At 66.4% G+C, this 26,222-nt stretch carries 15 protein-coding genes; 14 read left to right on the forward strand and 1 reads right to left on the reverse strand.

The window, feature by feature from the left end; all coding sequences use genetic code 11:
• The first annotated feature begins 8 nt into the window (after nt 1-8).
• From D9M09_RS09825 to cobA, 8 genes are all read left to right on the forward strand, one after another.
• A complete protein-coding gene (locus D9M09_RS09825) occupies nt 9-1,955 on the forward strand; it encodes a bifunctional 5-dehydro-2-deoxygluconokinase/5-dehydro-2-deoxyphosphogluconate aldolase (protein WP_121669171.1) in 1,947 nt (648 codons plus the stop codon).
• Nucleotides 1,952-3,781 (forward strand): 3D-(3,5/4)-trihydroxycyclohexane-1,2-dione acylhydrolase (decyclizing), encoded by a 1,830-nt coding sequence (iolD, locus tag D9M09_RS09830; protein ID WP_121669172.1) that lies wholly within the window; start codon nt 1,952-1,954, stop codon nt 3,779-3,781. The genes D9M09_RS09825 and iolD overlap by 4 nt, the downstream gene beginning before the upstream one ends.
• Before the next feature lies 1 nt (nt 3,782).
• Entirely contained in the window at nt 3,783-4,697 is a 915-nt protein-coding gene (iolE, locus tag D9M09_RS09835) for a myo-inosose-2 dehydratase (protein ID WP_121669173.1), read from the forward strand.
• A complete protein-coding gene (gene iolB / locus D9M09_RS09840) occupies nt 4,694-5,488 on the forward strand; it encodes a 5-deoxy-glucuronate isomerase (RefSeq protein WP_121669174.1) in 795 nt (264 codons plus the stop codon). Before iolE ends, iolB begins: the two co-directional genes overlap by 4 nt.
• A 14-nt stretch (nt 5,489-5,502) precedes the next feature.
• A complete protein-coding gene (locus tag D9M09_RS09845) occupies nt 5,503-7,002 on the forward strand; it encodes a CoA-acylating methylmalonate-semialdehyde dehydrogenase (RefSeq protein WP_121669175.1) in 1,500 nt (499 codons plus the stop codon).
• Nucleotides 7,003-7,075: 73 nt separating this feature from the next.
• Nucleotides 7,076-7,714, forward strand: coding sequence for an ANTAR domain-containing response regulator (locus D9M09_RS09850; protein WP_070291249.1), 639 nt, complete (start codon nt 7,076-7,078; stop codon nt 7,712-7,714).
• A gap of 157 nt (nt 7,715-7,871) precedes the next feature.
• Entirely contained in the window at nt 7,872-9,050 is a 1,179-nt protein-coding gene (locus tag D9M09_RS09855) for a CmpA/NrtA family ABC transporter substrate-binding protein (RefSeq protein WP_121669176.1), read from the forward strand.
• A 14-nt stretch (nt 9,051-9,064) separates the two neighbouring features.
• The gene (gene cobA / locus D9M09_RS09860; RefSeq protein WP_121669177.1) at nt 9,065-9,829 is read left to right on the forward strand and encodes a uroporphyrinogen-III C-methyltransferase; all 765 of its coding nucleotides are present in this window, start codon (nt 9,065-9,067) and stop codon (nt 9,827-9,829) included.
• A gap of 12 nt (nt 9,830-9,841) precedes the next feature.
• On the opposite strand, the gene D9M09_RS09865 is transcribed toward cobA, so the two are convergent.
• A complete protein-coding gene (locus D9M09_RS09865; RefSeq protein WP_099411560.1) occupies nt 9,842-10,822 on the reverse strand; it encodes a cyclase family protein in 981 nt (326 codons plus the stop codon).
• A gap of 108 nt (nt 10,823-10,930) precedes the next feature.
• Here D9M09_RS09865 and D9M09_RS09870 point away from each other — a divergent pair, with 108 nt between their 5' ends.
• From D9M09_RS09870 to D9M09_RS09895, 6 genes are all read left to right on the forward strand, one after another.
• Nucleotides 10,931-11,821 (forward strand): LysR family transcriptional regulator, encoded by an 891-nt coding sequence (locus tag D9M09_RS09870; RefSeq protein ID WP_121671033.1) that lies wholly within the window; start codon nt 10,931-10,933, stop codon nt 11,819-11,821.
• Between the two features lie 143 nt (nt 11,822-11,964).
• Nucleotides 11,965-15,000 carry a CHASE domain-containing protein gene (locus D9M09_RS09875; RefSeq protein WP_121669178.1) on the forward strand — a complete coding sequence of 1,012 codons (3,036 nt, stop codon included), beginning with the start codon at nt 11,965-11,967 and terminating at the stop codon, nt 14,998-15,000.
• Between the two features lie 75 nt (nt 15,001-15,075).
• Nucleotides 15,076-18,510: an exodeoxyribonuclease V subunit gamma gene (recC, locus tag D9M09_RS09880; protein WP_121669179.1), complete on the forward strand. Its 3,435-nt coding sequence runs from the start codon at nt 15,076-15,078 to the stop codon at nt 18,508-18,510.
• Complete coding sequence (gene recB / locus D9M09_RS09885; RefSeq protein ID WP_121669180.1) at nt 18,507-22,178, forward strand: exodeoxyribonuclease V subunit beta; 3,672 nt, start codon at nt 18,507-18,509, stop codon at nt 22,176-22,178. The genes recC and recB overlap by 4 nt, the downstream gene beginning before the upstream one ends.
• A complete protein-coding gene (gene recD / locus D9M09_RS09890; protein ID WP_121669181.1) occupies nt 22,168-24,126 on the forward strand; it encodes an exodeoxyribonuclease V subunit alpha in 1,959 nt (652 codons plus the stop codon). Before recB ends, recD begins: the two co-directional genes overlap by 11 nt.
• 159 nt (nt 24,127-24,285) lie before the next feature.
• Nucleotides 24,286-26,220 (forward strand): methyl-accepting chemotaxis protein, encoded by a 1,935-nt coding sequence (locus tag D9M09_RS09895; protein WP_070224829.1) that lies wholly within the window; start codon nt 24,286-24,288, stop codon nt 26,218-26,220.
• Nucleotides 26,221-26,222: the final 2 nt, after the last annotated feature.

The raw sequence follows: 26,222 nt of genomic DNA on the forward strand, positions 1-26,222 counted from the left end.
GGATAGCCATGAATAATTCCACACAATTTGCCCAGGGCCGCGCGCTCGACGTGATCTGCCTGGGCCGCCTGGCGGTGGACCTGTACGCGCAGCAGATCGGCAGCCCCCTGGAAGATGCGACGAGCTTTGCCAAATACCTGGGCGGCTCGTCGGCGAACATCGCCTTCGGCACGGCCCGGCTGGGCTTGAAGTCGGCCATGCTGTCGAAGGTGGGCGACGACCACATGGGCCGTTTCCTCACCGATACCTTGGCGCAGGAGGGTTGCGACGTCAGCCACGTCGGTATCGACCGCGACCGGCTCACGGCCCTCGTCATGCTGGGCATCAAGGACAAGAACACCTTCCCGCTGATCTTTTATCGCGAAAATTGCGCCGACATGGCCATCGACGCATCGTCGGTGGATGCGGCCTTCATTGCGTCGAGCAAAGCCTTATTAATCACGGGCACGCATTTCTCGACTAGCGCCATGCACGCCGTCAGCACGCAAGCCTTGAAACTGGCCCGCGCGAACAACGTGCGCACCGTGCTCGACATCGATTACCGGCCCGTGCTGTGGGGTTTGTCGGGCAAGGCCGATGGCGAAACGCGGTTCGTCTCGAACGACGGCGTCACCAAACATCTGCAGGCGATCCTGCCGCAGTTCGACCTGATCGTCGGCACGGAAGAGGAATTCATGATCGCCGGCGGCGGTGCCGACATCATGGCGTCCCTGCGCGCCGTGCGGGCCGCCACCCTGGCCACCCTCGTCGTCAAGCGTGGGCCGCTGGGCAGCGCCGTCATCGACAATGTGGTGCCGGCCAGCCTCGATGACGCGTATAACTACCGCGGCGTGCGCGTCGAAGTCTTGAACGTGCTCGGCGCGGGCGACGCTTTTCTTTCCGGTTTCCTGAAAGGCTGGCTGCGCGGCGAGGATTACGAGGCATGCTGCCGCTACGCGAACGGCTGCGGCGCCCTCGTCGTGTCGCGCCACGGCTGCGCGCCGGCCATGCCGTCGCCCGTCGAGCTCGACTATTTCCTGGCTAATGCGGCAAAGCTCACGCAGCCGGACCAGGATGCGACCTTGTCGCGCCTGCACCGCACGACGGTGGCGCGCCCGCAGTGGAACGAGCTGTGCGTGTTTGCGTTCGACCACCGCACGCAATTTTTTGAGCTGGCGCAACAAACCGGCGCGCCCGAAGCAGCCATTGCGGCCTTGAAGCAATTGATGGTGCAAGCCGTGGCGCAAACGGAAACGGCCTTGCAACTGGCCGGCAAGACAGGCGTGCTGATCGATGGCCGCTATGGCGTCGACGCGCTCAACGATGCGACGGGGCGCGGCTGGTGGATAGGCCGTCCCGTGGAATTGCCGGGATCGAACCCGCTGCAATTCGACTGGGGCCGCTCCATCGGTTCACACCTGCTCAGCTGGCCGAAAGAGCACGTGATCAAGTGCCTGGTGCAGCTGCATCCGGATGACGCCGTGGAAAACCGCCTGGAACAGGAAGCGCAGATCAAGGCCCTGTACGATGCGGCGCAAGTGAGCGGTCACGAACTGTTGCTCGAAGTCATACCGTCGGAAGCCTTGCCGCACAGTGACGATACCGTCTTGCGCGCCGTCAAGCGCCTGTACAACCTCGGCATCTACCCGGAATGGTGGAAACTGGAAAGCATGTCCGCCCAGCAATGGCAAGCCATCGATGCCCTCGTGCATGAGCGCGATCCGTATTGCCGTGGCGTCGTCTTGCTGGGCTTGAACGCGCCCATCGCCGCCCTGGCCGACAGTTTTGAGCAGGCCAGTGCCAGCACCACCTGCCGCGGCTTCATGGTGGGCCGCACCATCTTCCAGGAACCGAGCCGCCGCTGGCTGGCCGGCGAACTCGACGATGCGGGCCTGATCGCCGCCGTGCGCGCCAATTTCGAGCAGCTGATCAGCTTGTGGCAACGCACGCGCAACCGCCTGGAGCGTGCGGCATGAGCGCCACGATCAGATTGACCATGGCGCAGGCGCTGGTGCGCTATCTGTCGGTATTGCGTACCGAGGATGGTCAGCCTTTGTTCGGCGGCGCCTTCGCCATCTTTGGCCACGGCAACGTGGCGGGCCTGGGCGAGGCGCTGTACCAGTACCGCGAGCAATTTCCCACCTACCGCGCCCACAATGAACAGGCGATGGCGCATGCGGCCATCGCCTATGCGAAAGCGCACATGCGCCGGCGCATGATGGCGGTGACCAGCTCCATCGGTCCGGGTGCGACGAATCTGCTCACCGCCGCCGCCTTGGCGCACGTCAACCGCCTGCCCGTGCTCTTGCTGCCGGGCGACGTCTTCGTTTCGCGCGCGCCCGACCCGGTGCTGCAGCAACTGGAAGACGGCACGGATGGCAGCGTGTCGGTCAACGATGCCTTCAAACCGCTGTCGCGCTACTTTGACCGCATCGTGTATCCGGAACAATTGCTCACGGCCTTGCCGCGCGCGATCGCCGCCTTGACGGACGCGGCCGCCTGCGGCCCCGTCACCTTGTCCCTGCCGCAAGACGTGCAGACGATGGCGCATGACTATCCCGTGGATTTCTTTGAACCGAGAGTCGTGCGTTTCCGCGCCGTGCCGCCCGTCGAGCAGGAGCTGGAAGAGGCCGCGTTGCTATTGAAAAATGCGAAGCAGCCGCTGATCATCGCCGGCGGCGGCGTGCTGTACGGCCAGGCCGGCGCCGCCTTGCAGGCGTTTGCCGAACGCCATGGCATACCCGTGGCGGAGACCCAGGCGGGCAAGAGCAGCTTGCCGTGGGACCACCCTTTGCAGCTGGGCGCCATCGGCGTCACCGGTTCGCCGGCCGCCAACAGCCTGGCGGCGCAGGCGGACGTGGTGCTGGCCGTCGGCACGCGCCTGCAGGATTTCACGACAGGGTCGAACTCCCTGTTTGCGCAGGCGCAGCTGCTCAGCCTGAACGTCAACAGCTTTGATGCGCTGAAACGCCGCGGCCTGGGTGTACAAGCGGACGCGACCCTGGGTTTGCAGGGCTTGTCGCAAAGGCTGGCGCACTGGAATAGCGCGGGCCAGTGGCTGGACCGGGCGCAGCAGGCAGGGAATGCCTGGCGCGCCACCGTGCTGGCCATTACCGGCAAACGCGAGGTCGCCGGCTTGCCGTACGACGGCGAAGTCATCGGCGCCGTGCAGCGTTCCGCACCGGATTCTACTGTGCGCGACATCGTCGTCTGCGCGGCCGGTACCTTGCCGGCCGAGCTGCATAAACTGTGGAGAACGTCCACGCCGGGCGGCTACCACATGGAATACGGCTACTCGTGCATGGGCTATGAGATCGCCGGCGGCCTCGGCGTCAAGATGGCCAAGCCTGATGCCGAAGTCATCGTCATGGTGGGCGACGGCAGCTATCTGATGATGAATTCGGAAATCGCCACCTCCGTCATGCTGGACAAAAAACTCATCATCGTCGTGCTCGACAACCGGGGCTACGGCTGCATCAACCGATTGCAGCAGGCCTGCGGCAATGCCTCGTTCAACAATATGTTGCCCGACAGCGCACCGCGCATCGACTTCGCCCTGCATGCGCAATCCCTGGGCGCGCTGTCCGAACATGTGGGTTCGATTGCCGAACTCGAACAGGCCATGCTGCGCGCCCGGGCAGCTTCACGCACGTATCTGATCTGCATCGACACGGACGACACGCGCACGACAGAAGAGGGTGGTTGCTGGTGGGAAGTGGCCGTGCCCGAGGTCTCCACGCAAGCCGGCGTGCAAGCTGCGCGTGCCCGTTATGAAAACGATCGCCTGAAACAAAGGAATTGAAATGACTACCTGGAATGTACGTATCGGCATCAACCCGATCTCGTGGATGAACGACGATTTACCCAGCCTGGGCGGCGAAACGCCGCTGGAAACGGCGCTGAAGGAAGGCGCCGAGATCGGCTATGTGGGTTTTGAACTGGGCAACAAGTTTCCCAAGGATGCCCCGTCTCTGAACGCCGTGCTGGGCAAATATGGCCTGGCGTGCGTCTCCGGCTGGTATTCGGGCCGCCTGGCGCACCGCTCGGTGGAAGAAGAGATCGCTTCTGTTGGCCCGCATTTACGTTTACTTGCCGACAGCGGCGCCACCGTCATGGTCTACGGCGAAGTGGCCGACGCCATCCAGGGCGAAGCGCGTCCCTTGTATAAACGCCCGCGTTTCCAGTCCGCCCAGCAATGGCAGGACTACGCCGATAAACTCACGGCCTTTGCCGCCCACCTGCTGGCGCACGGCGTGCGCCTGGCCTACCACCACCACATGGGCGCCTACGTGGAAACGCCGGCCGACGTGGACCAATTGATGGCCCTGACGGGGCCGGAAGTGGGCTTGTTGTTTGATACGGGTCATATCACCTTTGCCGGCGGCGACGCGCTGGCGGTACTCAATAAACATATCGACAGGATTTGCCACGTGCATTGCAAGGACGTGCGCCCGAACGTGGTGAAACTGGCCCGCAATGGCCACTGGAGTTTTTTGCAGGCCGTCATCAATGGCGCCTTCAGCGTGCCGGGCGACGGCTGCATCGACTTCCCGGCCATTTTGACGCGGTTATATCTGCACGGCTATGCGGGCTGGCTGGTGGTGGAGGCGGAGCAAGACCCGGCCGTCGCGCCCAGCTACGCATACGCGAAGATGGGCCACGATTACCTGGCACGCCTGGTCGACGCCATCCCCCGCCTGGGTCGGGAGGCGGCATGAGCCCGCTGCTGGTGAAAGCGGGGCAGGGACAGACCATCGTCGAGGTCACGCCCGCATCGGCCGGCTGGACGCACGTGGGCTTTGCCGCGCACAGGTTGCAAGCCGGCGAACACATCAGCCTGGAGACGGGCCGCCGCGAGCTGTGCCTCGTCGTGCTGACGGGCACGGTCACGGTGCGGGCGGGCGATCACGTCTGGGAAGCCATCGGCAAGCGCGCCAGCGTCTTCGAGGACGTCTCGCCCTATGCCGTGTATGTGCCGCTGGAAACCACGGTGCGTATCACGGCCGTGAGCGCCGCCGAGGTGGCCTTGTGCAGCGCCCCGGCCACGACGCACCGCCCGGCGCGCCTGATCGAACCTTCCAGCATGACGCGTTCCGTGCGCGGCAAGGGTGCGAATACCCGCTATGTGTGCGACATCCTGCCGCAGACGGAAGCAGCGGACGGCTTGCTGGTGGTGGAAGTCGTCACGCCGTCCGGCCATTCGTCGAGCTATCCGCCCCATAAACACGACAGCGACAATATTCCAACCGAAAGCTCGCTGGAAGAAACGTATTATCACCGCCTCCATCCCGAGCAGGGCTTTGCCTACCAGCGCGTCTACACGGATGACCGCTCCATCGATGAAGCCATGGCCGTGGAAAACCACGACGTGGTGATGGTGCCGCGCGGCTACCACCCCGTGACCGTGCCGTATGGCTACGATGGCTATTACCTGAACGTGATGGCCGGCCCGAAACGCGTGTGGCATTTTAAAAACGACCCGGCCCATGACTGGCTGATGACGAAATAACCAAGGACAAGACAATGACGACCCCGATGATCGGCCACTTTATTGGTGGCAACCCGATGGCTTCGCGCACCGAGCGCACGAGCGACGTCTTCAATCCCGCCACCGGCGCCGTGACGGCCAAGGTGGCGCTGGCCACGCCTGCCGAACTGAACGCGGCCGTGGCTGCCGCCCATGCGGCGTTTCCCGCCTGGTCGCAGACCTCGCCGCTGCGCCGCGCCCGCGTCATGTTCAAGTTCAAGGAGTTGCTGGAAGAACATTCCGACCAGCTGGCGGCCCTGATCACGGCCGAGCACGGCAAGGTCTTCACGGATGCGAAAGGGGAAGTGACGCGCGGCATCGAAGTGGTGGAGTTTGCCTGCGGCATCCCGCAGATGATGAAGGGAGAATACTCGGAACAGGTGGCCGGCGGCATCGACGCCTGGTCGATCCGCCAGGCGCTCGGCGTCTGTGTCGGCATCACGCCGTTCAACTTTCCCGTGATGGTGCCGATGTGGATGTTCCCGATGGCCATTGCCTGCGGCAACACGTTTGTATTAAAACCGTCGGAACGCGACCCGTCGGCCAGCCTGCTGCTGGCGCAGCTGCTGACGGACGCCGGCTTGCCCGACGGCGTCTTCAACGTCGTGCAGGGCGATAAAGAAGCCGTCGATGGCTTGCTGCACCACCCGGACGTGCGCGCCGTCAGCTTCGTCGGTTCCACGCCGATCGCCGAGTATATCTATGCGACGGGCTGCGCGCAGGGCAAGCGCGTGCAGGCGCTCGGTGGCGCGAAAAACCACATGGTCGTCATGCCCGACGCGGACATTCCCCAGACGGTCGATGCCCTGATGGGCGCCGCGTTTGGTTCGGCCGGCGAGCGCTGCATGGCCATTTCCGTCGTCGTGGCGGTCGGCAATGTGGCGGACCAGTTGGTGGAAGCCCTGGTGCCGCGCATCGCGGCATTAAAGATCACGCAAGGCATGGATCTGTCGGCCGAAATGGGGCCGGTCGTCACGCAGGTGCACAAGGAGAAGATCGCCGGCTATATCGCCACGGGGGTCAAGGAAGGCGCCAAGCTTATCTGCGACGGGCGCGGTTTTGTCCTGCCAGGCCATGAGCAGGGCTTTTTCCTCGGCGGCAGCCTGTTCGACCACGTCACGCCCGAGATGACGATCTACAAGGAGGAAATCTTCGGGCCCGTCCTCTGCATCGTGCGCGTACCCGATTTCACGGCGGCGCTGGACCTGGTCAATGCGCATGAATACGGCAACGGCACGGCCATCTACACGCGCGACGGCAACACGGCGCGCGAATACACGCACCGGGTGCAGGTCGGCATGGTCGGAGTCAACGTGCCGATCCCCGTGCCGATGGCCTTCCACAGCTTCGGCGGCTGGAAGCGCAGCCTGTTCGGCGACCACCATGCGCACGGCCCCGAAGCGGTGCGTTTCTACACGAAGCAGAAGGCGGTGACGCAGCGCTGGCCGGCCTCGACGGCGGCCGGCGCGGAGTTTGCCATGCCGACCCTGAAGTAATTCCGCTGTAAAACCGGCTGGTTCGCTTCTTGCTTACTGCAATGGTTGTGTTTAGCCATTGCAGATCGCTCCCATGACGTCCAGCCGTACCCAGCCTTTGCGCATCGTCGTCGTCAACACTATTGTCGAGCACGGCGTGCACGAGAATGCGGCCTTGGCTGCCCAAGTGCAGCGCGGCAATGCCTTGCGCATCGGCTTGCTGGAATCGGGCTACGACATCGTCGCCTCCCTGCCAGCCGACCTCTACCTTCCTGAACGCATCGCCCAACTGCAGCCTGACCTCATCATCATTGACGCGGAATCGGATGCGCGCGACGTGCTCGAGCACATCGTCATCGCCACGCGCGACGAGCGCCGCCCCATCGTATTATTTACGGAAGACGGCGCCACGGCCAGCATCGACGCGGCCATGGCGGCCGGCGTCTCCGCCTACATCGTGGCCGGCTTGCATGCCGAGCGCATCTTGCCCGTGCTGAACGTGGCGCTCGCACGCTTTCGCCAGGAAGAAAAATTGCGCGCCGAATTGCTCGACACGCGGCACAAGCTGCTTGAGCGCAAGGTGATCGAACGGGCCAAGGGCCTGCTGATGACGCATCACGGCTTGACGGAAGACCAGGCTTACCAGCGCTTGCGCAGCATGGCCATGAACAAGAAACTCAAGCTGGCAGAGATTGCCCAGCGCATCCTCGACGTGGAGGACTTGTTGGGATGAATCGTCCATTTCCTGACACATGCTGGTGCAGCGCACCATTGCGGTGCGTTTCCAGCCGCCATGAAGCGGGCAGGTACGGGCACGCTCCTTGCTGCTGGAAGGTGAGAGCCTTGCCCACGGTGGCACGGCAAAACAGTATTTATCGGCAAGGAATGGTATGACAGAGAAAATGGCAGACAGTGCCCAGGTGATGCGGACCCTGCAGCCGGAAAGACAGACGATACGCATCGGCTACCTGCCGCTGACCGATTGCGCCTCGCTGGTGATGGCGTCGAAGCTGGGTCTCGATGAGAAATACGGCATCAAGATCGAACTGAGCCGCGAGATGTCGTGGGCCGGCGTGCGCGACAAACTGAACAGTGGAGAACTCGACGCGGCCCACGTGTTGTATGGTCTCGTATATGGCGTGCAGATGGGCATCGGCGGGCAGCAGCGCGACATGGCCGTGCTGATGAATCTCAATCACAGCGGTCAGGCTGTCACCGTGTCGGCGGCGCTGGCGCGCGAGGGCGCCCACGATGGTCCCACCCTGGCGCGGCATATGCGCGCCACGGCGCGGCCGTTTGCGTTCGCGCATACTTTTCCGACCGGTAACCACGCGATACTGCTGCAATACTGGCTGGCCGCGCATGGCATCGATCCGCTGCGCGACGCGCGCGTGATGACGGTGCCGCCGTCGCAGATGGTGGCCGCCTTGCGCGCCGGCCAGATGGACGGCTTTTGCGCGGGCGAACCGTGGGGCTACAAGGCCATCGTCGATGGCGTGGGCGTGACGGCAGCCGCCAGCGGCGCCATCTGGCCCGACCATCCGGGCAAGGTGCTGGGCACCAGCGCCGCGTTTGCGCAGCAGCATCCGAACAGCTGCCGCGCCCTCATCGCCGCCGTGCTCGAGGCGGGACGCTGGATCGATGCCAGCGATACCAACCGGCTGGCCATGGCGGCCACTCTGGCCGAGCCCGCTTACCTGAACACGCCTCAGGAAACGCTGGCGCCGCGCATTCTCGGCCATTACCAGGATGGCCTGGGCAAGACCTGGGACGAGGCGCACGGTTTGAAGTTCTACGGCGATGGCGCCGTCAATTTCCCGTATCTGTCCGACGGCATGTGGTTCATGACCCAGCACCGGCGCTGGGGCTTGCTGCGCGATGAACCCGATTATCTGGCGGTGGCAAGGCAAGTCAACCGCATCGACCTGTACCGCCAGGCGGCGGAGATGACGGCCACGACCGTACCAAAAGCCCCCATGCGCAGCTCGACCCTGTGCGACGGCGTCGTGTGGGACGGCAGCGCGCCGGAAGCGTACGCGGCATCGTTTGCCATCGGCCATTTTTTCTGACTGGAGAGTGCATCATGGCGCAATGTGGAAGTGTGACACTGGTCGGCGCCGGTCCCGGCGACCCGGACCTGTTGACGATCAAGGCAGTAAAGGCCATCGCGCGGGCAGACGTGGTGCTGATCGACGACCTCGTCAATCCGGCCGTCCTTGCCCATGCGGCACAAGGCGTGCGCGTGGTCGAGGTGGGCAAGCGGGGCGGCTGCGCCTCCACGCCGCAAGCGTTCATCGAACGGCTGATGCTGGCCGAAGCGCGCGCCGGCCTGCACGTGGTGCGGCTGAAAGGGGGCGACCCCTATCTGTTCGGGCGCGGCGGCGAAGAGCGCGCTTATTTGCGCAGGCACGGCGTGGCCGTCGAGGTGATCCCCGGCATCAGCAGCGGCCTGGCCGCGCCGTCCGGCATCGGTGTGCCGCTCACGCATCGCGCCTGGAGCCAGGGCGCCATCTTCGTCACGGGCCACGGCAAGGATAGCGCCTCGGAGCCGAACTGGGCGGCCCTGGCGCAGAGCAAGCTCACCCTCGTCATCTACATGGGTGTGGCCAGGGTGACGGCCATCCAGGCCGGCTTGCTGGCCGGCGGCATGGCGCCCGGCACGCCCGTGGCCGTGGTGCAATCGGCCAGCCTGCCGGCCCAGCGCCAGTTGCTGAGCACTTTGCAGGAGCTGCCCGACGACCTGCAGGCCAGCGGCCTGGGCAGCCCCAGCATCATCGTCGTGGGCGATGTGGTGCGCTGCGCCGATGCCTGGGATGAGCATGGTGCCTTGCACGCCGCCTGCGTCTGAGCCTGTCCGCGCCTAGCGGATCGGCAGGGCCACGGGACGGATGGGCGCCGCGTCGCCGCCACGGAATTTCAACGAGGCGCCGATGAAGGCGAACTGGTACACCTTGTCGCGCGACAGCGCTTCCAGGTCGACCAGTTCCAGGATGGGCGTGCCCTGCTGCGCCAGCAGATAGGTGTGCACGGGCAGGTAATTGTTCGCCACTTCGGACGGAAACGCCTCGAAACTGAGGTTGTCCGCGCCCACCACCATGGCGCCGCCATCTTCCACGAGGAATTTCGCCGCATCGAGCGACAGGCCCGGCGGATTGGCCATGTAGGTGTGCGCCTGCTCATAATGCTGCATGCGGCCCGTGCGTATCAGCACCACGTCGCCCTTTTCCAGCGTGACCTTCTGTTGCGCCAGCGCCGCGCGCAAGTCTTGCCGCGTCACCCGGTAATTATCGGGCAGTTGTTTGAGACCCTTGGCCACGGCCACGTCGATCAGCACGCCGCGCGCCACGATCGGCGGCAATTTCTCCGCGCCCGTCACGGTCCAGCCCCGGTCGCCCAGGTATTGTTCCTCCGTAAAGCCATTCCAGATCTTGCCGTTCAGGCCGAAGTGGTTCAGGGCGTCGATATGCGTGCCCATGTGCGCATACATGGACACGGCCGAGCCCGTGTAGCTGACGTGGCGGTTCATCTGTTCGCCCACCTGCATGGAATCGGCCACCACGTTGCCTTTCGGCGTGTGCGTCATCCACATCTGGTAGGGCGGGTCGCCGGCCGCCTGCCAGCTGGGCATGCCGATATAGAAATCGACGGCCAGATCATAGCTCTTGCCGCCGTCGATGCGCGCCAGGATGGCGGCACGCGAGGCCGGCGTCATCAGGTTCAGGCGGCCGATCTCGTCTTTCGGGCCCCAGGGGCTGATGCCCACTTCGGGCAGGGCGGCCTGCACTGTCCCTCCGAGCAGGGCCAGCAGCAGGGCAGTCAGGGTGGCGGATGGTTTGAACATGGGGTACTCCTTGTGTGACATGAATAAAGAAGCCGCCATCATATTGTTTTTCATTTCAATGATAATCAGCGATAAAATAATAAGATATTCAACTGTAGGGAAATAATGATGGATGTCCTGGCGCACATGCGCGTGTTTCGCAAGGTGGTCGAGCGCGACAGCTTCAGCAAGGCGGCGCTGGATTTGAATCAGTCGGCGGCGGCCATCAGCAAGCAGGTGCGCCAGCTCGAAGCGCGCCTGGGCACACTGCTGCTGGTGCGCACGACGCGGCGCATGAGCTTGTCGGACGGCGGGCGTGCCTACTATCTCGAATGCTGCCGCCTGCTCGACGAGGTCGATGCGCTGGAACTGGCCACGCGCGGCTGTACCGGCAAGGTGGCGGGGCGGCTGCGCGTGAATGCGCCGCTGTCGTTCGGCCTGAAGGTGCTGTCGCCCTTGCTGCCGGACTTCATGGCCCGTTATCCGGACGTCAAGATCGAGATGACCCTGGATGACCGCCTGCGCGACGTGGTGGGCGAGGGCTATGACGTGTCGCTGCGCATCCGCGCCGCGCTGGCCGATTCGTCCCTGGTGGCGCGCCGCCTGGGCGACGTCGAGCAGATGATTTGCGCAGCGCCGGCCTACCTGGCGCGGCGCGGCACGCCGCGCCAGGCGCAGGACTTGCACGGCCACGACTGCCTCGCTTACCGCCTGGCCGACAGTCCCGGCGTCTGGCAGCTGGCCGGCCCGGAGGGGCCGAGCAGCATCGTGCTGCCCGTGCGCTTTTCCGCCGACAGCAGCCTGCTGCTGGCCGATATGCTGGTGGCGGGCATCGGTGTGGGGGCGCTGCCGTCGTTCGTCGCCGCGCCGCTGCTGGCCAGCGGCGCCCTGGTGCGCGTGCTGTCGTCGCACGGCATGGCCAGGCGCGGCGTGTATGCCTTGACGCCCGACGGACGCCACGTGCAGGAAAAGGTGCGCGCCTTTTGCGACTTCCTGGCCGGGGCGCTGCAGGGGGGCTAGGCACCCGGTGTTTTCCAGTGCAACCATCCTGCGCGCTTTTTTTCTTGCGCAAGCGCGTCGGGCATGAGCTTTGATAGTATCCTCGTACTTGCTGGGCGGCCGGAGCGCCGCACATTCGAGGAAACCGGAATAAGCGATCGACAATGCACACTTTGAGCAAGGGCGGGGCGGTATCGGGCTTCAGGATATGGGCGGGCGGCCTGCTGCTGGCCCTGGCGGTGGGCGGTGCCCTGTATGCGGGCGCGGCGCGCACGGTCAATGACGACGCCGAACAGCGTTTCGACAATCTCACGCATGGCGCCCAGCATAGCCTGATCACGCGCGTAAAAAGCTATTCCGACCTGCTGCGCGGCCTCGAGGCCCTGTTCCGCACCAGCGAGCACCTGACGCGCCGCCAGTTCCACGATTACGTGGCCGGCCTCGATATCGTGCGCCAGTTCCCGGCCATCGAATCGGTCAACTACGCGGCGGCCGTCCCGTCGGCGCAGCGCCCCGCCTTCATCGAGGCCGTGCGCCGTGACACCAGCCTGGCGCCGCGCGGCTATCCCGCTTTCACCATCCGGCCTGCGGGCGAGCGGCCTGAATACACGGTGCTCACCTACCTGGAGCCCGATTCCCTGCTGGCCGAACGCCTGGGCGTCGATATCGGCGCCAACCCGCTGGTGGCGCAGTCGCTGGCGCAGGCCCGCGACAGCGGCCAGGTCAGCGCATCGGGGCAGGTGATCATGATCAAGGGGCCGCCCGCGCATATCGGCCTGGGCATGCGCCTGCCCGTGTACCGCAATGGCATGCCGCAGGGCAGCGTGGCCGAGCGCCGCGCCGCCTACCAGGGCTCCGTCGGCATCGGCTTTGGCGTGGCGCAGCTGGTGCACAGCGCGCTCGAACGCAGCGCCCTGGAACCGCTGCACCTGACCCTGTACAGCGCGGCCGACCCTTTGACGGCCAGCGGGCCCCTGTCCATCACGCCGCAGGACCGCCTGCTGTTCAACGATGACGGCGACCTGGCGGCGCCGCCGCCGCAACCGGGCAGCGATGCCGACTATTTCGACCAGGTGCTGCCCGTCGCTTACCAGGGCGGCCTGTGGAAAGCCCATTTCCGCGTGCGCAAGGCAGAGCTGTACAGCCCCTTCGACCGCTATTTTCCATGGCTGGCGCTGGGCGTCGGCGTGGCCGGCACCCTGCTCATTTACGGCTATATCTTTACCTTGTACCGGTCGCGCCGCAGCGCGGTGGCGCAGCGCACCCTGCTCGATACGGTGCTCGACAGCGTCGACGCCTACGTCTACATGAAGGATGCCGACCTGCGCTACCGCTATGTGAATGCGCGCACGGCAACCATCCTCGGCCGTCCCGCGGAGCAGCTGATCGGCCGCCAGGATGGCGAGTTGATGCTCGGCGATGCGGCGGCCGCCGCGCAGTTGACGGAGCGCCAGGTCTTCGACAGCGGCGCCAAGTTCGTCGGCGAGGAGCGCTTCGTCGATGCGCAGGGCCAGGTGCATCACCTGTGGAGCGTGAAGGTGCCGCTGGGCTTGCCCGGTCCCGTCACGGGCCTGATCGGCCTGTCCACCGACGTGACGGAACTGCACCGCCTGAAAGAGCAGGCCGACGCGGCCAGCCAGGCCAAGAGCGACTTCCTGTCGAACATGAGCCATGAAATCCGCACGCCGATGAACAGCATTATCGGCATGGCGCACCTGGCGCTGAAATCGGTGGCCGATGCGCGCCAGCGCGACTATCTGCAGAAAATCTTCCATTCGGGCCAGCATTTGCTGGGCCTGATCAACGACATCCTCGATTTTTCCAAGATCGAGGCGGGCAAGCTGGAACTGGAAGTGCTGGACTTCCGTCTCGACACCCTGCTGGCGAACATCGCCAGCCAGCTGGGCGACGCGGCCGCCGTCAAGGGCCTGGCGCTGCAGTTCGATATCGCGTCCGAGCTGCCGCAGCGCTGGCGCGGCGACCCGCTGCGCCTGGAGCAGGTCTTGCTGAACCTGACCAGCAACGCCATCAAGTTTTCCGACAATGGCAGCATCTTCGTGCGCGTGCGCCAGTCCGAGGAGCGCGCCAGCCATGCCATGCTGCGCTTCGAGGTGCAGGACCGGGGCATCGGCATGAACCAGGAAGAGGTGGCGCAGCTGTTCCGCTCCTTCCACCAGGCCGACCCGTCGACCACGCGCAAGTATGGCGGCAGCGGCCTGGGGCTGGTGATCAGCAAGCAGCTGGTGGAGCTCATGGGCGGCAAGGTGGGCGTGTACAGCCAGCCGGGCCTGGGCAGCACCTTCTGGTTCACGGCGCGCCTGGAGAAGAGCGCGCAGGGGGCCGACGAGCGCATCGCCGAAGTGGAGCCGGAAGTGCTGGGGGTGATCCGCGGCGCCTCCATCCTGCTGGTGGAAGACAACATCTTCAGCCAGCAGGTGGGCTGCGAGCTGCTGGAAGACGCGGGCGCCACTGTTTGCGTCGCCTGCAATGGCCGCGAGGCGCTGGAATTGCTGGCCCGCCAGCGCTACGACTGCGTGCTGATGGACGTGCAGATGCCGGAGATGGACGGCTTCGAGGCGACGCGCCGCATCCGCGCCGATCCGAAACTGGCCGGCCTGCTGGTGATCGCCATGACGGCCAACGCGGGCAGCGAAGACCGCGCCCGCTGCCTGGAGGCGGGCATGGATGAATTCGTGACCAAGCCGATCGCCCCGAATCTGCTGTTTCACCTGCTGGCGAAATGGTTTCGCCTGCGTGGCGGCATTGGCGGCATCGGCCGCGACAGGCTGGCGGCGGCACCGACAGCGCCGACAGCGCCGCCATCGGACGCCGCGCCGGAATCGCGCGACACGGCCATCCTCGATCTGGCCACCCTGGCGCTCACGTTCAGCAATGACGCCGTGAAGATGCGCAAGTACACCCAGCTGTTTCTCGACACGGCGCGCGACGGCATCGCCGAAATGGAGCAAGCCTTGGCGCTGGAAGACCTGGGGCGCCTGGCCGACCTGGGCCACCGCAGCAAATCGTCGGCGCTGGCCGTGGGCGCGCACGCTTTCGCCGCCCTGTGCCTGTCGATCGAAGGCTTGCGCCTGGGCGGCGACATGCAGCAGGCGCGCGCCTTGCTGGCGGCGCTCGGGCCGGCGCTGGCGCAGGTGGCGGAACAAATTTCCATGGAATTTGCCGCCAGCGACGCCCCTTGAGGCAGGCAGCGGCGATAATAGGCGTTTGACGTCTCCGGTCACCCGGCCGGAGACGCGGCAACCCATCGGATCAGCATGCATACACCCGTCACGCCCGGCCTCCTCATCCTGCATGGCAACCAGCTGGAACAGCTGCGCGCCGCCGTCTTCCAGTGGCTGCGCCAGCATCCGCTGGCGCCGCTGGAAACGGATATCTTCCTGGTACAGTCGAACGGCGTGGCCGAATGGCTGAAGATCGCCCTGGCCGAGGAGATGAAAGTGTGCGCCGCCACGCGCATCGCGCTGCCGGCGCGCCTGCTGTGGGAAAGCTACCGGGGCATGCTGGGCCGCGAGCGCGTCCCGCGCGTGTCGCCTTTCGATAAATCCCCGCTGACCTGGCGTTTGATGCGCCTGTTGCCGTCGCTGCTGGCCGACCCGGTGTTTGCGCCGCTGCGCTACTTCCTGGCCGATGGCGATTGCGAACGCCGGCTGCAGCTGGCCGAGCGCCTGGCCGACTTGTTCGACCAGTACCAGGTCTACCGCGCCGACTGGCTGGCCGACTGGGCGGCCGGGCGCGACCAGTTGCGCACGGCGCGCGGGGAAGCCATCGTCTTGAAGGAAGACCAGCGCTGGCAGGCACAGTTGTGGCGCGCCGTGGGCCAGGACGTCGAGGCCTTGGAGCGCGATACGGGCCGCGCCGACATCCATGAGGCCTTCCTGGCGGCGATCGCCGCCGGCGATGCGCCGCTTGGCAAGCTGCCGCGCAGGGTGGTGCTGTTCGGCGTGTCGGCCTTGCCGTACCAGACCTTGCAGGCGCTCGCTGCGCTGGCGCGCCACACGCAGGTGGTGCTGGCCGTGCCCAATCCATGCCAGTTCTACTGGGGCGACATCATCGACGGGCGCGACTTGCTGCGCGCGGAAAACAAGCGCCAGCGGCAGCGCAACGGCACCGACCTGGCGCACATTCCGCTGGAAGAATTGCATGCGCACAGCCATCCGCTGCTGGCCAGCTGGGGCAGGCAAGGGCGCGATTTCATCCGCATGCTTGACGAATTCGACGAACACGCGCAAGCCGAAGGGCGTGACGACAGCCTGCGCATCGACCTGTTCGGCGAGGAGACGGGCGAAACCCTGCTGCAGCAGGTGCAGGTGGCCATCCGCGAACTGCGCCCGCTGGCCGAGCATGAGCAGATGCCGCCCGAGGCAGGCGACCGCTCGATCGAATTTCACGTGGCGCACAGCGTGCAGCGCGAAGTGGAAGTGCTGCACGACCAGCTGCTGGCCATGTTCGCGCACAGCGCCGAGACGCTCTTGCGTCCGCGCGACGTGGTCGTGATGGTGCCCGACATCGACACGTTTACGGCCGCCATCCACGCCGTTTTCGGCCAGTACCGGCGCAACGACGAGCGTTTTATTCCGTTCGAGATCGGCGACGTGAAGGACCGCAGCGTCAACCCGCTGCTCGTCGCGCTCGAGTGGCTGCTGCAGCTGCCGCAGCAGCGCTGCCGCCAGAGCGAGGTGCGCGACCTGCTCGACGTGCCGGCGCTGGCGGCACGTTTTGGCCTGCAGCCGGACGACCTGGCCACCCTGGGCGCCTGGATCGAAGGGGCGGGCGTGCGCTGGGGCCTGGACCAGGAACACCGCGCCGGCCTGGGGCTGGGCGCGGCCGGCGAGCAGAATGCGTGGATCTTCGGCGTGCGGCGCATGCTGCTCGGCTATGCCAGCGGCAGTGGCGCCAGCTTCGGCGGCATCGAGCCGTATGCGGAAGTGGGCGGCCTCGATGCGGCGCTGGCAGGGTCTTTGGCGCAGCTGGTCGAGGCGCTGCTGCACTGGCGCACCGTGCTGGCCGGCGCGCGCACGCCCGCCGAGTGGGGCGCGCAGGCGCGCGCGCTGCTGGCCGCCTTTTTCGATGCGGACGACGAGGGCGACCGCCTGACCCTGGCGCAGCTCGAGGGCGCCTTGCAGGGCTGGCTGGAAACCTGCGGGCATGCGGGCTTTGTCGAGCCGGTACCGCTGTCCGTGCTGCGCGTGGCGTGGCTGGGCGCGCTGGACGAACCGACTCTGAACCACCAGTTCGTCTCCGGCGGCGTGACTTTCTGTACCCTGATGCCGATGCGCGCCGTGCCGTTTCGCGTCGTCTGCCTGCTGGGCATGAACGATGGCGATTTCCCGCGCCGCGCGCAGAAGGCCGATTTCGACCTGCTGGCGCTGCCCGGCATGGCGCGCCCGGGCGACCGCTCGCGCCGCGACGACGACCGCTACCTGATGCTCGAAGCCTTGCTGGCCGCGCGCGACAAACTGTACGTGAGCTGGGTGGGGCGCAATGTGCGCGACAATTCCGAGCAGCCGCCGTCCGTGCTGGTGTCGCAGCTGCGCGATTACCTGGCCGCCGGCTGGTCGCTGGACCGGCACTTGGTATCGCTGACCACGGAGCACGCGCTGCAGCCGTTCAGCCGCCGCTATTTCGAGGCCGATGGCTTGCTGACCTATGCGCGCGAATGGCGCGTGGTCCATACCGATGCCGATGCGGCCGATGCCGATGCGCAGGCCGCCGCGCTGCCGCTGGGCCCTTACGAACTCGATCCCGGCACGCGTCTGAAGCTGGGCGAGCTGGCCAGCTTTTTGCGCCAGCCCGTCAAGTACTTCTTTCGCCGCCGCTTGAGCGTGTATTTCGCCGACGCCGCCATGCTGGGCGAGGATGAGGAGCCGTTCGGCCTGAACGCGCTCGAGCGCTACCTGCTGGAAGACACCATGCTCGATGACGGCGGCGCCGTGGAAGATATCGACGACGTGCGCGCCAGCCTGGAGGCGCGCGCGGCGCGCCTGGCGCGCGAAGGCGTGCTGCCCATCGGCCTGATCGGCCGGCAGGTGCAGGCGCAGCTGGTCGAGGCGCTGGTGCCCGTGCGCAGCGCGTGGCTGTCCTTGCGCGCCTCGTTCCCGCTGGCGGCCGACAAGCGCGCCATCAACCTGCCCTTCGGCGAAGTGCAGATCGACGACTGGCTCGACAGATTGTGCAGCAACGGGCAGGAGACGGCCTGGCTGATGCAGATTTCCTCGAAGGTGACGGACAAGGGCGGCCAGGCGCGCGGCGACAAGCTGATGCTGATGTGGCTGCGCCAGCTGGCCGCCGCCGCCCTCGGCTTTCCCGTCACCGGCTACCTGGTGGCGCGCGACGCCATCGTCAGCATGGCGCCGCTCGATCCGGCCAGTTCGCGCGACGCCCTGGCCACCCTGCTGGCGCTGTGGCGCGAAGGCATGAACCATCCGCTGCCAACGGCCTGCAAGACGGGCCTGGCGCTGGTGCAGCAGGGCGACCCGCGCGCCGTGTATGACGGCGGCTTCGATATCTCGGGCGAGCGCGATGAGCTGTGCCTGGCGCGCCTGTGGCCCGAGTTTGCCGCGCTGGCCGCGGAGGAAGCATGGGAAGACTGCACGCGCGAGCTGTATGGCCCGCTGGCCGACTGGCTGCAGCAACACATCACGATCGACCCGATCAGCGCGCCCGATGATGGCGCGGGAGAAGAACCATGACGAGCCACCTGCTCAACCCCCTGGCGTTTCCGCTGCACGGCTCGCGCCTGATCGAGGCCTCCGCCGGCACCGGCAAGACCTGGACCATCGCCGCGCTGTACGTGCGGCTCGTGCTGGGACACGGCGACGATGACAGCCGTTTCACGCGTCCGCTGCTGCCGGCCGACATTTTGGTGATGACGTTTACGCGCGCCGCCACGCGCGAATTGTCGAACCGCGTGCGCGAGCGCCTGATCGAGGCGGCCGCGTATTTTCGGCACGAATCTGGCATTGAATCCGGCGGCGGCGACCCGTTTCTCGACGCCCTGCTCGAGTCCTGTCCGGACGAGAGCGAACGGCAAAAGGCCGCGCACCGGCTGATGCTGGCCGCCGAGACGATGGATGAAGCGGCCATTTTCACCATCGACGCCTGGTGCCAGCGCATGCTGCGCGAGCACGCGTTCGACAGCGGCAGCCTGTTCGACGAAGAACTGGTCAGCGACGAGCAAGCGCTGTTCGAGGATGCGGCCCACGATTACTGGCGCCAGCAAGTCTATCCCTTGCCGCCGCAGGCGCTCGACGTGCTGCTGGCATGCTGGCCCGACGTCGGCGCGTTGAAGAAGGGCGCGCGCGAGCTGGCGCGCCGCGCCGACAGCATGCAGATGGCGGACGAGGAACCGTTGTCCACCCTGATCGCGCGCGAACAGCGGGCGCTGGCCGCGCAGCTGGCCACCCTGAAGGCGGGTTGGGTCGAGCGCGTGGACCAGATGGCCGCCTGGATCAACGACCACCGCGCCATCAATCCCAAATGTTTTAACGGTGTCAAGATGAAGCCGGAGAACCTGGCGAAGTGGTTCGACGGCTTGCGCCGCTGGGCGCAGGATCCGCTCCTGCTGCTGCCCGCCATCACGGCCAAGGCGTGGGAACGATTGACGCCGTTCGGCATCGAGGATGCGTTTGCCAAGAGTTTCACGGCCCAGGTGCCCGAGTGCTTCCAGCATACGGAAGCGCTGGGCATCGCCCTGGCGGCCATCACGCCGCTGGCGCACAAGCTGCACCTGCATGCGGCGGCGGCCATCGCGCGGCGCATGGATCAGTTAAAACGCCAGTCGCGCCAGTTCGGCTTTGCCGACATGCTGCAGCGCCTGCACGACGCGCTGGCCGGCGAGAATGGCCCGGCCCTGCGCCAGCGCATCATCGACCAGTATCCGCTGGCGATGGTCGATGAATTCCAGGATACGGCGCCCGCGCAGTACCAGATATTCAATTTGCTGTACCGCATCGCCGACAACGATCCGGCGCTGGGCCTGTTCCTGATCGGCGACCCGAAACAGTCGATCTACGGCTTTCGCGGCGCGGACATCCAGAGCTACCTGGCGGCGCGGCGCGCCACGGCAGGGCGCCACTACCAGCTGGGCACCAACTACCGCTCGACGGCGCCCCTGGTGGCGGCCGTCAACCAGCTGTTCCTGCACGCCGAGCGCGACGAGGTGCCGGCCGGCGCCTTCCGCTACCGCAAAGGAGGCGAGAATCCGCTGCCGTTCGAGGCCGTCGACGCCAAGGGGCGTGATGAATACCTGGTGAACGCCGGCGGCCCGCTGCCGGCCCTGCTGGCCGCCTGCGCCAGCGATGAAGGGCTGCGCGGCGACGGCTACCGTGAGTATTTCGCCCAGCACTGCGCGGAGCACATCGTCGCCATGCTGGGCGATGCGCAAGCCGGTTTCGCTGGCCCCGACGGTTTTACGCGCCTGCAGCCGGCCGATATCGCCGTGCTCGTGCGCGACCGCAAGGAAGCGGCGGCCATCCGCCGCGCGCTGGCGCGCCGCCGGGTCGCCAGCGTCTACCTGTCCGACAAGGATTCCGTCATCGACAGCGAGGAAGCGCAAGACGTGCTGCGCTGGCTGGCGGCGCTGGCCAACCCGCTCGACGGGGGCCTGGCGCGCGCCGCCTTTGCCACGCGCACCATCGGCCTGTCGCTGGGCGAGCTGGCGCGCCTGTCGAGCGATGAACTGGAGTGGGAGCGCCGGGTCGAGCAGCTGAAGGCCCTGCACCTGATCTGGCAGCGGCAGGGCGTGCTGGCCATGCTGCGCCGCTTCATCCACGAACTGCGGTTGCCCGCCATGCTGCTGCAGCAGACGGGCGGCGAGCGGCGCCTGACGAATCTGCTGCACCTGGCCGAACTGCTGCAATCGGCCAGCCGCCAGCTCGATGGCGAGCAGGCGCTGATACGCTGGCTGGCCGAGCAGATCGCCGGCGAGGGCGACAACGGCGACGAGCGCGTGCTGCGCCTGGAAAGCGATGCGGAACTGGTGAAGGTCATCACCGTGCACAAATCCAAGGGCCTCGAATATCCGCTCGTGTATCTGCCGTTTGCCGTCACGGCGCGCAAGGTCGATAAGCGCAACCGCAGTTTCTTCGATTATGCGGATGACAAAGGCGAGCGCCGCCTCGACCTGTCCTTGTCCGACGAAGCGATGGCGGCGGTCGAAGAGGCGCGCATCGAGGAAGACTTGCGCCTGCTGTACGTGGCCCTGACGCGCGCGCGCCACTTCCTGTGGCTGGGCGTGGCCGCCCAGGCGGCGCGCAAGGCGGGCGAGAACACCCTGCACGAGTCGGCGCTGGGCTACCTGCTGACGGGCGGCGACAAGCTGCCGGCGGAGCAGCTGCTGCTGCGCTGGCAGCAGGTCGCGGGCAGCTGCGACGCCATCTATGTGAGTTCTCTGGCGCAGCCCGACGCCTGCACGGTGCTCGATCGCATCGAGCGCCGTCCCGAATTGCGGCCCGCACCCGTGTTCGTGGGCGAATTCGAGCGTGACTGGTCGGTGGGCAGCTTTACGTCGCTGACGCGCCAGATCGGTGCCGTGGCGGCCGCGCACGTGCCGCAGCGGGCGCTGGAAGAGACCTTGCTGGAAGATGGCACGGCCGTGGCCGTGGCCGCGCCGATGCAAATGGGCGACGCGCCATGGCACCGCTTCCCGCGCGGTTCCGTGCCGGGCAATTTTCTGCATGAGCAGCTCGAGTGGATGGGCGGCGAAGGCTTTGACGGCGTCCACGATGCCAATTTCGATGCGCGCCTGGCCGCGCGCTGCGAACGGGCGGGCTGGGGCCACCGCCAGGAAGACGCCATCGCCTGGCTCCGGGAAATCGCCGTCACGCCGCTGCCGCTGCTCGATGCATCGCTGTCGCAACTGGACAGCACCCTGTCCGAGATGGAGTTCTGGTTCCCCAGCGAGCATTTGTCCACCGAAGCGCTGGATAAACTGTGCACGCGCTTGCTGCTCGACGGCGCGCCGCGTCCCGCGCTGCCGCGGCGCCAGCTGCACGGCATGCTGAAAGGCTTTGCCGACCTGGTCATCGAACGGGAGGGGCGCTACTGGGTGCTCGACTACAAGTCGAATGCGCTGGGCGCCAACGACGCCGCCTACCACACGCAGGCGCTGGCGGCCGGCATGGCGCAGCACCGCTACGACATCCAGGGCGCCATCTACATGCTGGCCCTGCACCGGCTGCTGAAAAGCCGGCTCGGCGACGCCTACGACCCGGCCGAACATCTGGGCGGCGCCATCTTCCTGTTCCTGCGCGGCATAGCGAATGCGGACACGCATGGCTGCTACTGGCTGGCGCCGCAGCTGGAATTGCTGGACGGCCTCGATCAACTGTTAGAAGAAACGGAACACCATGCAGCATGACGCGCAGATGGACGCATTGTTTACCCATGTCGACGGCATCGCCGGGGATGGCCATCTGCGCCGCCTGAGCGCCGCCTTTGCCCGCTTCATCGCCAGTCTGGAGGGGCAGGCGCCGCATGCGCGCGCCGTGGCCGTGGCCTGCGTGGTGCTGTCCGAACTGGAAGGGCGGGGCCACAGCTGTTTGATGCTGGCGGACCTGGCCAGCGAACCTTCGCAGCTGCTGGGCTGGAACGAGGAGCTGTGGCATGGGGTGCTGGCCGTTGCCGGCCCGCTGCCGGACAGCGTCGCCGGCTGGCGCGCGCTGCTGGCCGGCGCGCCGCAGGTGTGGCAGGTGGGTGCGCCCGATGTGAAACAGCCGCTGGTGCTCGATGGCGACCGTTTGTACCTGCGCCGCTACTGGCGTGACGAGACGCTGGTGGGCGAGAAAATCGCCCTCCGCGCGCAGGACTTGAGCGAGCCGCCGCTGGCGCAGGTGCGGCAATGGCTCGACATCCTGTTCGACCAGCCCACGCAGGACGGTGGCCCTGACTGGCAAAAGGTGGCCTGCGCCGTCGCCTTGCGCGGCAAGGTGGCCATCATCACGGGCGGCCCGGGCACGGGCAAGACGTACACGGTGGCCAGTTTGCTGACCTTGCTGTTTGCCGTCTCGCCGCAGCCGGAGCAGCTGCGCATCGCGCTGGCCGCGCCGACTGGCAAGGCGGCCGCGCGATTAAAACAGTCGATCGACAAGGCGCTCGAAGGGCTGGCGGCGAAGGCCGGCGACGCGCTGCCTCTGCTGGAACTGGCGCGGCGCATGGGCGCGGCGCGCACCCTGCATAGCTTGCTGGGCGCGCGGCCCGATACGCGCGCCTTTGCCCACCACGCGGGCAATCCGCTCGACGTCGACGTGCTGATCGTCGATGAAGCGTCGATGGTGCATCTGGAGATGATGGCGTCCGTGCTTGACGCCTTGCCGCCCACGGCGATATTGATCCTGCTCGGCGACAAGGACCAGCTGGCGTCCGTGGAAGCGGGCGCCGTGCTGGGCGACTTGTGCCACGACGCGCAGGCGGGCGGCTACACGGGGGACACCATCGCGTATGCGCAGGCGGCCAGCGGCGTGGCCATTCCCGCGCAGTTTGCCGGTAACGCCGGTGCGCTGGCGCAGCAGACGGTGATGCTGCGCCACAGCCACCGCTTCAGCGGCCCGATCGGCGAGCTGGCGCTGGCCGTGAATGGCGGCAGGCCTGATCTGGCCAGGGCGTGCTTCGCCGCCGACAGCGGCGGCCAGCTGGCGTGGAGCGTGCCGGCGCAGCAGGAAGACGTGCTGCGCCTGGCCTTGCGCGGGCGGGGGGATGCGCCGGGCGGCTATCAGCCTTACCTGGCGCTGGTGAACGCGGGCGAGGCCGCGTACGCGCAGCATGACGACTGGGTGCGCGCCGTGCTGCATGCTTTTGAATCGTTCCGCATCCTGTGCGCCGTGCGCGAGGGAGAATGGGGCGTGGCGGGCCTGAACACGGCCATCGAGCTGCGGCTGGAAAAGGATGGGCTGATACGCCGCAGCGAATGGTATGTGGGCCGTCCCGTGATGGTCACGCGCAACGATTACGGCACGGGCGTGTTCAATGGCGACATCGGCCTGACCCTGCGCGACCCTGCGCGGCCCGGCTCCCTGCGCGTGTACTTCCTGGAAGGGGACAATGTCCGCAGCGTGCTGGCCACGCGTTTGCGCCACGTGGAGACGGCGTTTGCCATGACGGTACATAAGTCGCAGGGCTCGGAATTTCGCCACACGGTGCTGGTGCTGCCGCAGGAAGGCGGCGCCATGCTGGCGCGCGAGCTGGTCTACACGGGCATCACGCGCGCGCGCGACTTCTTTACCCTGGTCTCGCCCACGCAGGCCGTGCTGTTCGACGCGATTTTGCGCCGCACGCAGCGCGCCAGCGGGCTGCGGGGCTTGATCGGCTGAGGGCTTGATGGGGGGGCGACGCGTTTCTTTAAAGAAATATATGTGTTGTATTCCGAATATTGACGATAATTGTTCCGTTTTTTGTGTGAGAATGCTTGCGTAGGTGAAGTAGTGCAAAAGCACTGTTCACGCCAATCAAATCGAAACGAGGAGTCCATCATGTTGTCTTCCCTTCGCACGCGCCTGGTGCTCATTTGCGTGGCCATCGTCGTCCTGTCCATGCTGGCCTTGTCGGTCGCCAATTACGTCACCACGCGCAGCAGCATGCTGGCGTCGTCGGACCAGCAGATGCAGCAGCTGCTGCAAAGCCAGTCCGCCGTGCTGGCGCAATGGGTCGATGGCAAGAAGAAAGTCATGGCCTCGGTCGTCATGTCGGCCGAGACGCCCGATCCGCTGCGCGCCTTCCAGATCGCGGAAAAGGCCGGCGATTTTGCGGAAGTGTTTATCGGCTACGCGGACAAGCGTTCCGTGTTTACCCATCCGGGCCGCCCGGCCGATTTCGATCCGACGGCGCGCGCCTGGTACACGGACACCGTCAAGGCGGGCGTGCCCATGCTCACGCCGCCGTACGTGGACGCGGCCAGCCACAAGCTGGTGGTGTCGTTCACGGCGCCCGTCGGGCCGAAAGAGGCGCTGCTGGGCGTGGCGGGCGCGGACGTGCTGCTCGATACGGTGATTGCCAACGTGGTGGCGATCAAGCCGACGCCGCACAGCTTTGCCTTCCTCGTCGACCAGAGCGGTACCATCATCGCCCACGCGGACAAGGAACTGAGCCTGCAGCCGGTGACGAAACTCGATGCCGCGCTGTCGGCCGCGCAGGTGAACCGCCTGGAAAGCTCGCGCGCGAGCGAGGCCGTGCGCCTCAATGAGCGCGACGGCAAGCTGTACGTGACGCGCGTGGCGGGCACCGACTGGCTGCTGGCCGTGGTGCTCGACCAGCAGGAAGCCATGCAAGCCTTGCAGACGATGCTGACGACGGCCACTGTCACGGCCGCGCTGCTGACCGGGCTGGCCGCGCTGCTGCTGTCGCTGCTGGTGTTCAAAATGCTCAAGCGCCTGGAACTGGTGCGCGACGCGCTCGACGACATCGCCTCGGGCGAGGGCGATTTGACGCGCCGCCTCGACGCTTCCGGCGTGGATGAACTGGCGCAGATCGCGGGCGCCTTCAACCGCTTCATCGACAAGATCGCCGCCGTGCTGGTGAAGATCCGCACGGCCAGCGAATCGGTCAAGGTATCATCGTCGGAAATCGCCGCCGGCAACCAGGACCTGTCGTCGCGCACGGAACAGCAGGCGAGCTCGCTGGAAGAAACGGCCGCCTCGATGGAGGAGCTGACTTCCACCGTCAAACAAAATGCCGATAATGCGCGCCAGGCCAACCAGATGGCACAATCGGCGTCCGGCGTGGCCAGCAAGGGCGGGCAAGTGGTGGCGCAGGTGGTCGACACCATGGCCTCGATCAATGACTCGTCGAAGAAGATCGTCGACATCATCAGCGTCATCGACGGCATCGCCTTCCAGACCAATATCCTGGCCTTGAATGCGGCAGTCGAAGCGGCGCGCGCGGGCGAGCAGGGACGCGGCTTTGCCGTGGTGGCGACGGAAGTGCGCAGCCTGGCGCAACGCTCCGCTGGCGCAGCGAAGGAAATCAAACTGCTGATCGACGATTCGGTGGGCAAGGTCGATTCGGGCGCGCGCCTGGTCGACGAGGCGGGGGCGACGATGCAGGAAATTGTCGACAGCGTGCGCCGCGTCACCGACATCATGGGCGAAATCACGGCCGCCAGCGTCGAGCAAAGCTCGGGCATCGAACAGGTGAACCAGGCCATTGCGCAGATGGACCAGGTGACGCAGCAGAATGCGGCGCTGGTGGAAGAGGCGGCGGCTGCGGCCGAAAGCCTGCAGGACCAGGCCAGCACCCTGGCGCAGGTGGTGGGCGTGTTCAAGCTCGATGACGGGCAGGCGCCGGCGGCCGTGCCGCATGCCGCAAGGCCCGTGGCGCGCGTGCCGGCTCCGGCGCGCATCGCCAGCCGCCCCGCCACAAAAGCGCCCGTCGCCAAGCAGGAGCGCAGCGACGAGTGGGAGACGTTTTAAAC

The organism is Janthinobacterium agaricidamnosum, from assembly GCF_003667705.1.
In the GTDB taxonomy this organism is placed as follows: Bacteria; Pseudomonadota; Gammaproteobacteria; order Burkholderiales; family Burkholderiaceae_D; genus Janthinobacterium.